This window comes from Massilia pseudoviolaceinigra, from assembly GCF_030846505.1.
GTDB classification, from domain to species: domain Bacteria; phylum Pseudomonadota; class Gammaproteobacteria; order Burkholderiales; family Burkholderiaceae_D; genus Telluria_A; species Telluria_A violaceinigra.
Genome location: NZ_JAVCWL010000014.1, coordinates 76,762 through 90,855, shown reverse-complemented (window position 1 = coordinate 90,855; position 14,094 = coordinate 76,762). Strand labels below are relative to the sequence as shown.

Annotated in this window: 10 protein-coding genes; 5 read left to right on the top strand and 5 right to left on the bottom strand. The window is 64.4% G+C overall.

Annotated elements, in window-relative coordinates; all coding sequences use genetic code 11:
- Positions 1-150 precede the first annotated feature (150 nt).
- Entirely contained in the window at positions 151-1,077 is a 927-nt protein-coding gene (locus RBA40_RS15490; protein ID WP_306648716.1) for a sulfurtransferase, read from the top strand.
- Here the strand turns inward: RBA40_RS15490 and RBA40_RS15485 are convergent.
- Positions 1,046-1,726 (bottom strand): YceI family protein, encoded by a 681-nt coding sequence (locus RBA40_RS15485; protein ID WP_306648715.1) that lies wholly within the window; start codon positions 1,724-1,726, stop codon positions 1,046-1,048. The genes RBA40_RS15490 and RBA40_RS15485 overlap by 32 nt on opposite strands.
- A 37-nt stretch (positions 1,727-1,763) precedes the next feature.
- Positions 1,764-2,747 carry a type II secretion system F family protein gene (locus tag RBA40_RS15480; RefSeq protein WP_306648714.1) on the bottom strand — a complete coding sequence of 328 codons (984 nt, stop codon included), beginning with the start codon at positions 2,745-2,747 and terminating at the stop codon, positions 1,764-1,766.
- A gap of 89 nt (positions 2,748-2,836) precedes the next feature.
- Here RBA40_RS15480 and RBA40_RS15475 point away from each other — a divergent pair, with 89 nt between their 5' ends.
- From RBA40_RS15475 to RBA40_RS15460, 4 genes are all read left to right on the top strand, one after another.
- Positions 2,837-3,541, top strand: a complete 705-nt coding sequence (locus RBA40_RS15475; RefSeq protein ID WP_306627065.1) for a glutathione S-transferase family protein — start codon at positions 2,837-2,839, stop codon at positions 3,539-3,541.
- A 17-nt stretch (positions 3,542-3,558) separates the two neighbouring features.
- Positions 3,559-4,179: a glutathione S-transferase family protein gene (locus RBA40_RS15470; RefSeq protein ID WP_306648713.1), complete on the top strand. Its 621-nt coding sequence runs from the start codon at positions 3,559-3,561 to the stop codon at positions 4,177-4,179.
- Positions 4,180-4,252: 73 nt separating this feature from the next.
- Complete coding sequence (locus tag RBA40_RS15465) at positions 4,253-4,636, top strand: hypothetical protein (RefSeq protein WP_306648712.1); 384 nt, start codon at positions 4,253-4,255, stop codon at positions 4,634-4,636.
- 62 nt (positions 4,637-4,698) lie between these two features.
- A complete protein-coding gene (locus RBA40_RS15460) occupies positions 4,699-5,961 on the top strand; it encodes an SMI1/KNR4 family protein (RefSeq protein WP_306648711.1) in 1,263 nt (420 codons plus the stop codon).
- 27 nt (positions 5,962-5,988) lie between these two features.
- On the opposite strand, the gene RBA40_RS15455 is transcribed toward RBA40_RS15460, so the two are convergent.
- The 3 genes from RBA40_RS15455 to RBA40_RS15445 all read right to left on the bottom strand — a co-directional run bounded on the left by RBA40_RS15455 (position 5,989) and on the right by RBA40_RS15445 (position 13,662).
- Entirely contained in the window at positions 5,989-6,696 is a 708-nt protein-coding gene (locus tag RBA40_RS15455; protein ID WP_510184487.1) for a CheR family methyltransferase, read from the bottom strand.
- A gap of 130 nt (positions 6,697-6,826) precedes the next feature.
- Complete coding sequence (locus RBA40_RS15450; protein WP_306648709.1) at positions 6,827-11,728, bottom strand: hybrid sensor histidine kinase/response regulator; 4,902 nt, start codon at positions 11,726-11,728, stop codon at positions 6,827-6,829.
- Positions 11,725-13,662: a putative bifunctional diguanylate cyclase/phosphodiesterase gene (locus RBA40_RS15445; protein ID WP_306648708.1), complete on the bottom strand. Its 1,938-nt coding sequence runs from the start codon at positions 13,660-13,662 to the stop codon at positions 11,725-11,727. The genes RBA40_RS15450 and RBA40_RS15445 overlap by 4 nt, the downstream gene beginning before the upstream one ends.
- Positions 13,663-14,094 lie beyond the last annotated feature (432 nt).

Below are 14,094 nucleotides of genomic sequence, written 5' to 3'. Positions count from 1 at the left end.
GCTGGACCCCGATGCATGTCTGTTATAGCAGATCATGTATGAGTAATAAAGCACGAATTGCTGTGTTCGATGCATGCGCGGCCGGGCTGTTTTGGTCCGCCATCCCGTCGACGCTTTAAAATAGCGGGTTTGCTCCCTGAAGAGTCCGCCGTGAATGCCCGCCAGTCTCCCTGCCAACCCATCGCCGCCGCCCGCGCAGCTTCGGTGCGCGCGCGCCAGCTGGTCGCGCCCGGCGAGCTGGCGCTGCTTGCGCGGCACGGCGCCGTGCGCCTGCTGGAAGTGGGCTGCGCTGGCGCCGCTGCATTCGAGGCGGCCCACATCGACGGCGCCGCCTGGCTCGACACGCGGGTTCTGGAAGCGCCGCCCCTGTTCAATAAAGTCGACGATGCCGTCCTGCTGCAGGTCCTGCTGGAGCACGGCATCGGCCACGACACTACCGTCATCGTCTACGGACGCAACGCGCTGGCTGCGGCGCGCGCGGCGCACCTGATGCTGTACGCGGGCGTGCTCGACGTGCGCATGCTCGACGGCGGCTTTGCCGGCTGGTGCGCGGCCGGCCTGCCGAGCGTCGCCGGCCCGGGCCGGGTCCCCGTGGCCGCGCGCAGCTTCGGCGCGCCGTTCCCCGGCCGTCCCGATTACCTCATCGATACGGCCCAGGCCCGCCAGCTATTGACGCGTCCCGACGCGGCCCTGGTCAGCATCCGTACCTGGAGCGAATTCACGGGCGCGACTTCGGGCTACAGCTACATCGAGGCGCGCGGCGAGATTGCCGGCGCGCTGTGGGGCAGGGCGGGGCGCGAGGGCGACGTGAACAGCATGAGCCATTTCCAGCACGCGGACGGACGCATGCTCGATGCCGACACCATCGCCGCCCAGTGGCGCCTGGGCGGCATCCATCCCGGCCGCCACAACGCCTTCTACTGCGGCACCGGCTGGCGCGCCTCGCTGGCGTTCTTTTATGCGTGGCTGATGGGCTGGGAGCGCATCAGCGTCTACGACGGCGGCTGGTACGAGTGGAGCACCGACCCGGCCAACCCGGTGGTCCTTAACGCGGCAGCGGCGTCGCCACGATGCTAAACGCCAGTTCCATCGGATCCTGCACCGTCAGGGCGCCGCCCATCACCGACATCGGCGTGATGCCGAAGTCGCTCTGGAGCAGCGTCAGCGTGCCGCTCGCGGTGACGCCATCGTTGCTGCGTTCAATGGTGGTCGGCACCTCCACCGTGCGTGACACGCCATGCAGGTTGACGCTCAGGCGCAGCGTGTCGCCTTTGCCGGCGGCGCGTTCGGCATGCAGGGTCACCAGCGGATAGCGCTCGGCCTCCAGCACGCGCGTGAGCATGTTGGTACGGGTGCCGGCGATCGCGTCGTCGTCGGGCTGGGTAGTCAGGCCCGCCTGGGTGCGCAATGCCGTTTCGTCGACTGTCATCTGGTCCAGCCGGAAGCGGAAGTCGGCGCGGCCGGCGTCCGGCGCGACGAAACCTTCGATACTGCGGCTGGCGATGACGTGGTCGTGCCCCATGCGCGCAAACGTGCCCCCGCGCCGCACCGTCACCGTAATGAGCGACCTGGCCGTATCGATGCGCAGCACCTGCTGCGTGCGCGCCACATCCTGGTACCAGCTGAACGTGGCATCGGCGGGCGTGGGCACCGGCGGTGGCGTGGGCGTCGTGGCGCAGCCGGCGACGAGGACCAGCAGCGGCAGGTAAGTTCGGATTGGTTTCATAGGTTCGATTGTGGCACGGAACAGCGCAGGGTGCGGTTCAGGATGGCACAACCGTGCTCACCGAACTGCCGAGGATGGCCACCGCCATCCACAGCGCCACGAGGGCGTAGAACACGCGCGGCAGCCAGGCCATCATATCGAGCTGGAAGCGGTTGATCGACTCGGTCTCGCTGGCGGCATGCCGGCGCAGCATGGCGGGCAGGGTGCCGCTTTGTTCGCCCGTCAGCACCAGCGCGTGCAGCTGGCCGGTATCGGCCAGGCGCAGGGCGGCGATAGCCTGCGCCAGCGTGGCCCCCGACTTGAGCGCCGGCTCCATGGCCGCCAGGTCGGCGCGCACGATGCGGTTGTCGACCGTGGCCAGGGCCTCGGGCAGGGCATCGAACAGCGGCAGGCCGGCCTCCAGCAGCAGTGCGAGGCTGTCGACAAAGTCGCGCATGTTGCGGCGCAAGTGCATCGGACCGAACACCGGTAGCGCCAGCAGGGCGTCTTCGATGCCGGCGCGCGCAGGCGTCTCGCTGCCCGAGCCGAACCAGGCGAAGGCGCGTGCCGCCAGCAGCGCCGCGCCGCCCAGCACCAGCAGCGGCGCCAGCACGCGCCACAGGTAGCCGCCCGCCGATAGCGCGCCGCCCACCAGCGCCGGCAGCGGCTGCACGAACAGGGCGACGGCCAGGATCGCGACCGGCAGCACCATGCGCGAACGCAGCGTGGCCAGTTGCTGCGCCCTGGTGGCGTGAAAATCGGCCAGCCTTTGAAACGTCGCCAACGGGCTGCCGGCGGCCAGCGCGGCGCGCACCAGGCGCGCCTCGAAAACGGTGAACAGGCCGCTGGCCAGGCCCGCGCTGGCGGGGTCGTTGCGGCGAGCCGCCAGTTTGCGAAATGCGGCCACGCGTTCGCGTCCCGCCGTGCCGAGATCGAGCAGCGCGTACGCCCGGTCGGGCGGCAGGCCGGCCTTTTCCATCGCCGCCAGATGTTGATAAAGCTGGGCGCGCAGCAGGGCGGGAAGAGGGCGGTGGCGGGTCATCCGGCGATTGTGGCACAGCGCGTGCGGGCACGCCAGATTGACGCTATGATGCGCCTTGCTCTTTCGTCATCCAACCGGAAAGGAATGCCATGATCGACCTCTATTCGGCGCCCACGCCGAACGGCCACAAAGTCTCCATCGCGCTCGAAGAACTGGCCTTGCCGTACACCCTGCACACGCTCGACCTGCACCAGAACCAGCAAAAGGAAGACTGGTTCCTCGCGATCAATCCGAACGGGCGCATTCCGGCGATTGTCGACCGCGCCGAAGACAACTTCGCGGTGTTCGAGTCGGGCGCCATCCTGGTGTACCTGGCGGAAAAGACGGGCCAGCTCATGCCCCTCGATGCCAAGGGCCGCTCGCAGGTGATGCAGTGGCTGATGTTCCAGATGGGCGGCATCGGTCCGATGATGGGGCAGGCCAACGTGTTTTACCGCTACTTCCCCGAAAAGATCCAGCCCGCGATCGACCGCTACCAGGGCGAGAGCCGGCGCCTGTTCCGCGTGCTCGACGGCCGTCTGCGCGATCATGAATTTTTGGCCGGCGACTACTCGATTGCCGATATCGCCAACTGGGCCTGGGTGCGCACGCACAAGTGGTCGGGCGTATCGATCGAGGAACTGCCGCACCTGAAACGCTGGATCGATGCCATCCGCGCCCGGCCGGCGGTGGAAAAGGGCCTGCAGATGCCGCCATCGCCGCGCGACCTGACCAGCGCGAGCGACGAAGAAGCGGCCAAATTCTCGGCCGCCGCGCGCACCATGCTCGAAACCGGCCAGTCGCGCAACAACTAACTTCCCGCAAGGATGCCATGAAACTCTACATCAGCAATTTCGCACCCAATCCGCGCCGCGTGACCATGTTCATCGCCGAAAAAGGCATCACCGGAATCGAACCGGTGATGATCGACCTGGGCACCAATGAACACAAGAGCGAGAGTTTCGTCGCCAAGAATCCGCTGGCGCGCGTGCCCGCGCTGGAACTCGACGACGGCCGCGTGCTGACCGAAACGCGCGCCATCTGCACCTATCTGGAGGGCCTGCACCCCGAGCCGAACCTGATGGGCGAGGGTTTCGAGGAGCGCGCCTTTATCGAGATGGCCGACCGCCGGGTGGAGCTCCATCTGCTGCTGGGCATCGCCAATTGCGTGCGCCATACGCACCCGGGGCTGGCCATGCTCGAGCAGCCGCAGTTCCCAGATTTTGGCGCCTCGCAGGGCGAGAAAATGCGCGAGCATGCGCGCTGGCTCGACGGCGAGCTGGCCAAGCGCCCGTTCGTGGCCGGCGAGCGCTTCACGGTGGCCGACATCACAGCCTGGTGCGCACTTGAATTCGCGCGCGGGCTGATGAAGTTCAAGCCGGGCGCCGAAGGCATGGCCAATCTGCAGGCCTGGCGCGAGCGCATCGCCGAACGTCCGTCCGCGGCGCGTTAGACACTGACTGCCAGGGCGTCCCCGGGCGACATTGCGCCGGGGCCTTCGATAAACAGCCCGCCTTCGCCACGACATGATGAAACGTCCATTCCTGCTGCCCCTGTCTTCCCTGCTCGCCGGCCTGCTTGTCGGCGTGATGGCTGTCTGGTTTTCGGTCAGCCAGACGCAGCCCGTCGCTAGTTTACCGGCGCTGAAAAGCGGATATACCGTTTCGATACTGGAAACAGGCACCAAGGTCGGGTTTTTCAGCATGCAGCCGCGATATCAAATACTCATCAGCTTGAAAAACTCGCCGTACGGGCACTCCACCGACCTGTCTCTATATAACTTTGATGAAGATATGTCGCGCTATCTCCAGCAAAGCATTGTTACCGAGAGCACTGAAGGGATTACCTTTACTCAAGCGTCGGGACATACCTTGTTCGTGCCGCGCCGTTGGTATGTGGGCGGCCGTTGAAGGTGGAAACCGCGCCATATTGCGACTTGAGATAACACACGATGAAAAGTACGATCACGAACATGACCGCTCTGTTGCGCAAAGCGGGCGTCCAGTTGCGCAAGAAAGACTACGTCGCCAGCCTTGTCTTTGCCGATGCGGCCCTGCCGATCCTCGAAGAACTGTCCGACGACGACGCGCTTGACGACGAAGACGCCGCCTGGAGCGGCTATTTCCAGCTTCGACTCGCCTGCCTCGAAAAGCTCGACATGCCCGACGAACTGGCTGCGACCTGCGAAGCCGTCCTGGAGCGTTTTCCCGTCGGCGAGGAAGACCTGGACGACGAAGAACTCATCACGCTTGCCAATGTGCGCACGGCCTTGACCAGTCTCGCCGTGCTCGCGGCCGGGCGCGGCGATGTCGATGCCGCCGTGGAGCTGTTTGAGCGCTGCTTCCGGCTGGTGGCGAGCGACGCCGAGCACGACGATCCATTCGTGGACAAATACCAGCAGCGCGCCATCGTTTATCTGGCCGCATACCAAAGCGCGCCGCATCGCTACCGCGATGGCTTCTTCGCCAGCTTGCACCACCTTCAATACAAGGCCCGCAAAGTCCACGGCGTCAGCGTCGACGACGCGGCGCTGGCCGCGTATCTCACGGACCCTGCCTACCTGGCCTTCAAGGCGTCGCATCCAGTGGACCGGCTGCGCACCGGTGCGCCCGGCGAAACCCGGCAGGCGGCGCTGGAGCGATTCCGCGCGGCGGCCCATGAGCTGCGGGTGGTGCGGGAGAGTCCCTTGTGGGACGGGCATTTCACCCTCGAATCGGCGCCGGTCACGCCGGAAGATCTGGCCGCGCGCGAGAAAAAGTGGGGCTGCAAGCTGCCTGCCGCCTTGCGTGGGCTGTATCTTGAACACGGTAGCGTCGAGGTACAGGACCCGGAGCAGTCAGGCTCGCTGCGGCTCTACCCTGCGAACCACCGGAGCATGATCCTGTTCGGCGGCTTCGTTGACATGATAGTCAACCTGTGGGGCGACCGCTGGGAGTTCGGCGAATATTTCACGGATGCCGAGATTGCTTTTCTCGATGCGAATTTCTTCATCTTCGGCCATGTAAAGAATAGCGAAAACAGTTACACGCACCTGTTTTTCGACTGCGAAGGACGCTTTGGCAGCGTCACATACGACCAGAACAACTGGAACAAGATGGCCCCGCAAGTGAAGGCCATGCTCAAGGGGAAACTGACAGGCACCTTGAGCCTCGATGCGCTGATGTCGGATCAAATCGATGTGGTGATTGACCGCCTGATCGACCGCGACGACGAAGCGCGCCTGAACATCGACTAAGCACCAGGCCACGCGCCAGGCGACGCGCTACGCGACACGCTTGTACCACGGCTGGTGCGCAAGCACGGGGCGGTAGCTCGACGCCAGCGTGTCGCCCGGCGCGAGTTCCCGGTCGATCCCCAGCACCCCGAACAGCGCCAGGCTGTCGTGGAACAGGCGCAGGGCACGCTGGCGCAGCACCGGGCCAAAATCGGCCAGCGCGCGCCGGCATAATATCAGCTGGAACTCGTTGAACGACGCATCCGTCACCAGGTTGTACTGCGCCCACGTGATGCGGCTGCGCAGCGCCGGCAGCAGTACCGCGCGCTTGCCGCGAACCTCGAAATAATCGGCCAGGTTGGCCGTCCCGCCGCTTTTCAGGTAGTTCTCCTGATACTGCTCCATGCGCTCCATCGGGATGCTGGCATCAACCGCTTCGGCCAGCAATTCCTCATTGGCGACGGTGGCGAAGATCTCGGTCCGATGATCCATCTGCTGCTCGGCCAATAAAATCGCCAGCGACCACGCTTCCTCCGCGTGCGCGCACTCGGCCAGCCACACTTTCGGCAGCGCCGACGCGCGCAGGCAGGCGCCGAGCACCTCGCGCGTCTGGCGCACCTGTTCCGGATCGTCGAACAGGAACGCCGGCTGCACGCTCAGCGCGCGCAGCAGCGCCGCCGCGGCGGCGGCGTCGTGCAGCACGCGGTCCTGCAGCAGCGACACCGTGGCCAGATCGCGCTCTCCCATCAACGCCAGCAGCCGGCGCTTCAGGCCCGGACGGTCGTAGGCGCGGAAGTCGAAGCCGTAGCGCTGGAAACGCCCTCCAGCAGCAGGTCGATTTCCAGCTCCTCGGTTGCCGGCATGCCGGCCTGCCTGATTGGGCCGTTCAATGCAGCCACACCCGCATCAGCGACAGCAGCTGCGCCACGTCGACCGGCTTGGTGATGTAGTCCGACGCACCGGCGGCGATGCACTTGTCGCGGTCGCCCTTCATCGCCTTGGCGGTCAGGGTGATGATCGGCAGCGACTTGAACTTCGGGATGCGGCGGATCGCGCGCATGGTGTCGTAGCCGTCCATTTCCGGCATCATGATGTCCATCAGGACGATCTCGATGGTCGGGTCTTTTTCCAGCACCTCGATGCCGTCGCGGCCGTTTTCGGCAAACGACACCTGCATCTGCTGGCGCTCCAGCAGCGACGACAGGGCGAAGATGTTGCGCAAGTCATCGTCGACGATCAGTACCTTGCGTCCGGCCAGGCCGCCATCGGCCGCGTGGATCTCTTCCAGCATGCGGCGCTGCAGTTCCGGCAGCGAGGCGTGCGAGCGGTGCAGGAACAGGGCTGTTTCGTCGAGCAGCCGTTCGGGCGAACGCGCATCCTTGATGACGATGGTCTTGGCATAGCGTTTGAGCTTGGTCACTTCCTTGCGGCTCAATTCCTTGGCGGTGTAGATCACGATCGGCAGGTCGCGCAGGGCAGGGTCCTTGCCGATCACGTCGAGCAGGTCGAAACCGCTGATGTCGGGCAGGGTAAGGTCGAGCACCATGCAGTCGAAGTGCGAGCCGCGCAGCGCTTCCAGCGCGGCCGCGCCGGTTTCCACGGCCACGATGCGCAGGTCGGCGTCGCCGATCAGCGAGACGATCGAGTCGCGCTGCATCTTCTCGTCATCGACCACCAGCAGGCTGCGTTTGCCGCCCAACAGGAACTTCTGGATGCGCGTGAATTCTTCCTGCAGCGCTTCACGTTCGACCGGCTTGCTGATGTACGAAATGGCGCCCTGGCGCAGCGCCCGTTCGCGCTCGCGCAGGCTGGACATCACGTGCACCGGAATATGGCGCGTGCTCGGATCGCGTTTCAGGCGGTCGAGTACCGTGAAGCCATCGATGTCGGGCAGGTCGAGGTCGAGCATGATCGCCGACGGCAGGTAATCGCGCGCCAGCGACAGCGCCGAATCGCCCTGGTGCGTGACGATCGCCTTGAAGTTCTTCTCGCGCGCGAACTCCATGACGTCCTTGGCGAAGTTTTCGTCGTCCTCGATGATCAGGACCGACGGATCGCCCGGGGCGATCAGGCCGCGGTCGTCCAGCACCGACGCGTATTCGACCAGCTGCGCTTGCGATGCGGCCGGATCGGCGTGGATGGTGCTGCTGTCGTACGGCGTGACCGTGCTGGCATACACCACGGTCGATGGCGGCGGCGCCAGGCGAGCAGGCTGCGGCTGGCGCGCCTGGTCGTAGTTGATGAAGCCAGCCCGGTTGTAAGGCAGGAACAGGGTAAAGGTGGAACCGGCGTTGACCACCGATTCGACCCGGATTTCGCCGCCCAGCAGGCGCGCCAGTTCGCGCGAAATCGACAGGCCAAGGCCGGTGCCGCCGTACTTGCGGGCGGTGGAGCCGTCGGCCTGCTGGAACGCTTCGAAAATGAGCTGCAGCTTGTCGGCCGCGATACCCACGCCGGTGTCGCGCACCGAGAACGCCAGCACCGCGTCGGCATGCACCAGGTTCGGATGGTCGCTGGTCCAGCCGCTCGTCACCAGCGAGATTTCGAGGGCGACTTCGCCGTGGCTGGTGAACTTGAAGGCGTTCGACAGCAGGTTTTTGAGCACCTGCTGCAGTCGCGTGGTGTCGGTCATCACGGCGGTTGGCAGCGCGTCCGCCAGCAGCACCGTGAAGCCCAGGTGCTTCGCTTCGGCCATGTGGCGGAAGGTGCGGTCGACGTAGTTGCGCAGGTTCGAGAAGCGGTATTCCGACACATCGAGTGTCACGGTTCCGGATTCGATCTTGGACAGGTCGAGAATGTCATTAATCAGAGTCAGCAAGTCCGATCCGGAACCGTGGATCGTCTTTGCGAACTCTACTTGCTTTCCCGAGAGGTTGCCCTCAGGGTTATCCGACAGCTGCTGCGCCAGTATGAGCAGGGAGTTGAGCGGAGTGCGCAGCTCGTGCGACATATTCGCGAGGAACTCGGATTTGTATTTGGACGACAGCGCCAGCTGGGTCGCTTTTTCTTCCAGCGCCAGCTTGGCCTGTTCCACCTCGCGGTTCTTGCGTTCCACCTCGATGTTCTGTTCGGACAGCAGGCGCGCCTTTTCGGCCAGTTCCTGGTTGGTTTGCTGCAGTTCCTGCGCCAGCGACTGGGACTGGGTCAGCAGCGATTCGGTACGGCTGTTCGCTTCGATCGTGTTGAGCACCACGCCGATCGATTCCATCAGCTGGTCGAGGAAGGAGAGGTGGGTTTCGGTAAAGCGGTCGAGCGAAGCGATTTCGATCACGGCCTTGACCTGCTGCTCGAACAGGATCGGCAGCACCACGATATTGGTCGGCGGCGCCGCGCCCAGGCCCGACGAGACCACGATGTAATCGCGCGGCACGTCGGTCAGCCAGATGCGGCTTTTCTCCAGCGCGCACTGGCCGACCAGGCCTTCACCCGGGAGGAAGGAGGTGGCCAGCTTGCGGCTGGAACGGTAGCCGTAGCTGGCGATCATGCGCAGGCGCGCGTCGAGCTCCTGCGAATCCATCATGTAGAACACGCCGTGGTGGGCCGACACCAGCGGCGCCAGTTCGGACAGGATCAGTTTCGTGACCGCCTGCAAATCGCGCTGGCCTTGCAGCAGACGGGTAAAGCGCGCCAGATTGGTCTTGAGCCAATCCTGCTGCGCGTTTTTCTGCGTGGTTTCTTTCAGATTGCGGATCATCTCGTTGATGTTGTCCTTCAGGTAGGACACCTCGCCGCGCGCTTCCACCTGAATGGACCGCGACAAGTCGCCGCGCGTCACGGCGGTCGCCACCTCGGCAATCGCGCGCACCTGGTTGGTGAGGTTTGCCGCCAGCTGGTTGACGTTCTCGGTCAGATCCTTCCAGGTACCGGCCACGCCGGACACGTTAGCCTGGCCGCCCAGCTTACCTTCGGTACCCACTTCGCGCGCCACGCGCGTCACTTCCGATGCGAACGAAGACAGTTGATCCACCATCACGTTGATGGTGTCTTTCAGTTCCAGGATCTCGCCCTTCACGTCCACCGTGATCTTCTTGGACAGGTCGCCGCGCGCCACGGCGGTGGTTACCGCCGCGATGTTACGCACCTGGCCCGTCAGGTTCGACGCCATGAAGTTCACGTTATCGGTCAAGTCTTTCCAGGTACCGCCCACGCCCGGCACGTACGCCTGGCCGCCCAGCTTACCTTCGGTACCGACCTCGCGCGCCACGCGCGTGACTTCCGATGCGAAGGAAGACAATTGGTCCACCATCACGTTAATCGTGTTTTTAAGTTCGAGAATTTCGCCCTTGACGTCCACCGTGATCTTCTTGGACAGGTCGCCGTTCGCCACCGCGGTGGTCACGTCGGCGATGTTTCGCACCTGGCCGGTGAGGTTACCCGCCATCGAGTTCACGCCGTCGGTCAAGTCTTTCCACGTGCCCGCCACGCCGGGCACGTTGGCCTGTCCGCCCAGCTTGCCTTCGGTACCCACCTCGCGCGCCACGCGCGTTACTTCCGACGCAAAGGAGTTCAACTGGTCGACCATCACGTTGATGGTGTTTTTCAGCTCCAGGATCTCGCCCTTGACGTCCACCGTGATCTTCTTGGACAAGTCGCCGTTCGCCACCGCGGTCGTCACGTCCGCGATGTTACGCACCTGGCCGGTGAGGTTGCCCGCCATCGAGTTGACCGAGTCGGTCAAGTCCTTCCAGGTACCGGCCACGCCTTTCACCTGCGCCTGTCCGCCCAGCTTTCCTTCGGTTCCCACTTCGCGCGCCACGCGCGTCACTTCCGAGGCGAAGGAGGATAACTGGTCCACCATCACGTTAATCGTGTTTTTAAGTTCGAGAATTTCGCCCTTCACGTCCACCGTGATCTTCTTGGACAAGTCGCCGTTCGCCACCGCGGTCGTCACCGCCGCGATGTTCCTTACCTGGCCCGTGAGGTTGGACGCCATGAAGTTCACGTTATCGGTCAAGTCCTTCCAGGTACCGCCCACGCCCGGCACGTAGGCCTGGCCGCCCAGTTTTCCTTCGGTACCCACCTCGCGCGCCACGCGCGTCACTTCCGAGGCGAAGGAGCGCAGCTGGTCCACCATGACGTTGATGGTGTCCTTGAGCTGCAAGATCTCGCCACGCACGTCCACCGTGATTTTCTTGGACAAGTCGCCGTTGGCCACCGCGGTGGTCACCTCGGCGATGTTGCGCACCTGCGAGGTGAGGTTGCCCGCCATCGAGTTGACCGAGTCGGTCAAGTCCTTCCAGGTGCCGGCCACGCCTTTCACCTGCGCCTGGCCGCCGAGCTTGCCCTCGGTGCCCACCTCGCGCGCCACGCGCGTGACTTCCGACGAAAACGAGGACAGCTGCTCGACCATGGTGTTGGCGGTGGTGGCCGCGCGCAGGTACTGGCCCTTGAGCGGATGGCCGTCCACTTCCAGCGCCATGGTCTGCGACAGGTCGCCCTTGGCCACCGCGCCGATGACGCGCGCCATTTCGGTGGTCGGGCGCACCAGGTCGTCGATCAGGGTGTTGACGGAGCTGATGATGGTGGCCCAGCCGCCCACCACGTTGGGGACCGAGGCGCGCTGGGTCAGGCGGCCTTCGCGGCCCACCACGCGCGACACGTCGGTCACCGCCTGCACCATCTTTTCCTTGGTTTCGATGATCTCGTTGAGGGTGTCGGCGATCTTGCCCGACATGCCGCTCCAGTCGGATGGCATGCGCGCCGTGAAGTCGCCTTTCTTGAGCGCCATCAGGGTAGATAGCAGGAGCTTGATGTCCAGTTCCTCGGCCAGGTCGGTCATGTTGTTCATCGGCTTAGTCCTCGTTTTTTGGAAGTTGAAGGAGCGGCCCGATTCGGATTCGGGCTCGTTGTCTGATCGGTCTTGCATTGGTCCCGCAGCAGCGCCAGCATGGCCGGGGCGCGCAGGGGAGGGCTCAACAGCTCGCCCTGGAATTCGTCGCAGCCGAGCGATTGCAGCACGGCCAGCTGTTCTTCGGTGTGCACGCCCTGTGCCAGCACGCGCAGGCCGAGCGCGCGTCCGAGGTGGACGATGGCGGCGGCCATGTCGGTGCCGCCGTCGATGCCGATGGCGCGTACGAAGGCGCGGTCGATTTTCATGGCGTCGAGCGGCAGTTCGCGCAGCATGGCCAGGGCCGCGCCGGCGCTGCCGAAGTCGTCGACCGTCAGGCGCACGCCGGCCGCTTTCAACTGGCGCAGCACGGCGACGTTATCGCGCGTGTTGAGCAGCAGGTGCTCGGGAATTTCCAGTTCCAGCCAGCCCGGCGGCAGCTTGCAGGTGCGCAGATGCGCCAGCACGCGCGCGGCCAGTTCGGGACGGATTTGCAGCAGCGCCAGGTCGAGCGCCATGACCACCTCCGGCAGCGGCGCCGGCTGCGCGCGCCAGGCGGCGGCCTGGCTGCAGGCGGCACCCAGCATCCATTCGCACACCTGTTCGAGCAGCAGGCGGTCGGCCACGTCGGGCAGGAAGCTGGACGCGGCGATCAGCCCGTGGCGCGGATGGCGCCAGTACAGCAGCGCTTCGAGCGCGCACACGGCGCCGTCGGGCAGGGCGGCGCGCGGCTGAAACAGCAGCTCGAACTCTTTGCGTTCGAGTGCCGCATGCAGCTCGGCCACCCACTGGGCGCGTTCGCGCTCGCGCGTGTTGAGCTCTTCGCGGAAAAACTCGATGCTGCCGCGCCGGTGCTGCTTGGCGTGGTACATGGCCGTGTCGGCGTTTTTCATCAGCTGCGAGGCGCTGTTGGCATCCTGCGGATACAGGCCGATGCCGATGCTGGTCGAGGTGGCGATGCGCTGGCCGTTGATCTCGAACGGGCGGCTGTGCGCCTGCTCGATCTTGCGCGCCACCCGGGCCGCATTGGCGGGGGCGCCGCGGCCTTCGAGCAGCACCACGAATTCGTCGCCGCCCAGGCGCGCCACCACGTCCGACACGCGCACCGCCGCCAGCAGGCGCGCCGCCACCTGGCGCAGCAATTCGTCGCCCACCTCGTGGCCGAGCGAATCGTTGATCTGCTTGAAGCGGTCCAGGTCGAGGAACAGCAGGGCGAATTCGCCCTGATGGCGGTCGGCCGTGGCCACCGCGTGTTCGAGTTGGGCAATCAGCGAGCGGCGGTTGACCAGGTTGGTCAGCGGGTCGCGGATCGAGAGCGCCTGCGCGCGCTCTTCGGCCACCTTGCGCTCGGCCACTTCCTGTTCGAGGGCGCGGTTGATGCGTTCGAGGTCTTGCACGCGCTGCACGCGCAGGTCCTGGTTGAGCAGCGACAGTTCGCGCGTCTTGGCCTGCAGTTCGAGGTTCTTGCGGGTCAGGTCGACGAATACCGCCACCTTGGTTTGCAGTACCTGCGGGATCACCGGCGTAAACAGATAGTCGGCCGCGCCCTTGCTGTAGGCTTCGAGCCGATGGCGCTCGTCGTCGTAGTGGGCGGTGATGAAGATGATCGGCATCGCACTGGTGCGCGGGTGCGAATGAATGGCCTCGGCCGTCTCGAACCCATCCATGCCGGGCATGTTGGCGTCGAGCAAGATCACCGCGAAATCGTGAGTCAGCACCATGCGCAGCGCATCATGGCCGGACGTGGCGGTGAGCAGTTCGTAATGCTGCGCGCGCGCCGCCCCGGCCAGCAGGCTTTCGAGCGCGAGCAGGCTGGCTGCATCATCGTTGACGAGTAAAACTTTCGGAATGATCTGCACGGTACGTGGGTCTGGTTGGGAATGGCTGCCGATCACATTGTTTTCTACGGAACAGCAACTGTATACCAGTGCGCCCGCCAGTCAAGCACCGGCGCCGCGCGTGGCCCAGGGCGAGAAAAACGTGCAGCTTACCCGTTTTGCATGGCCTGGTAACAGAAAGTGGCCAGAGACTACCCGAGAATAAATTTCCATGACGCACAATTCATTGTACTCAGGGTCCATGTTGTGATTGCGCTACGGGTTTGGCCTCACCGCGCAAGTCAACCCGACGTAACTATTAGTTTCATTTCTAGCAGGAATTGTCCGTACAACTTGTCCAACACAAGGGTGCGGAAAAGCCTAAAATACTGACAAATAGTTACTTTTCTATGACTTTTAATTTACGCGAGCATCCCTGCTAGTGTCAGTACGGGATATTTGTGTAAAATAGGCAACAAAAGGGAGTGACGGCAATGGTGAAAATGGGAC

Bases quoted from the DNA above. Each gene is read 5' to 3' on its own strand.
- RBA40_RS15485 (WP_306648715.1), bottom strand. From the start codon at position 1,726: ATGAAACCAATCCGAACTTACCTGCCGCTGCTGGTCCTCGTCGCCGGC.
- RBA40_RS15480 (WP_306648714.1), bottom strand. From the start codon at position 2,747: ATGACCCGCCACCGCCCTCTTCCCGCCCTGCTGCGCGCCCAGCTTTAT.
- RBA40_RS15475 (WP_306627065.1), top strand. From the start codon at position 2,837: ATGATCGACCTCTATTCGGCGCCCACGCCGAACGGCCACAAAGTCTCC.
- RBA40_RS15470 (WP_306648713.1), top strand. From the start codon at position 3,559: ATGAAACTCTACATCAGCAATTTCGCACCCAATCCGCGCCGCGTGACC.
- RBA40_RS15465 (WP_306648712.1), top strand. From the start codon at position 4,253: ATGATGAAACGTCCATTCCTGCTGCCCCTGTCTTCCCTGCTCGCCGGC.
- RBA40_RS15460 (WP_306648711.1), top strand. From the start codon at position 4,699: ATGACCGCTCTGTTGCGCAAAGCGGGCGTCCAGTTGCGCAAGAAAGAC.
- RBA40_RS15450 (WP_306648709.1), bottom strand. From the start codon at position 11,728: ATGAACAACATGACCGACCTGGCCGAGGAACTGGACATCAAGCTCCTG.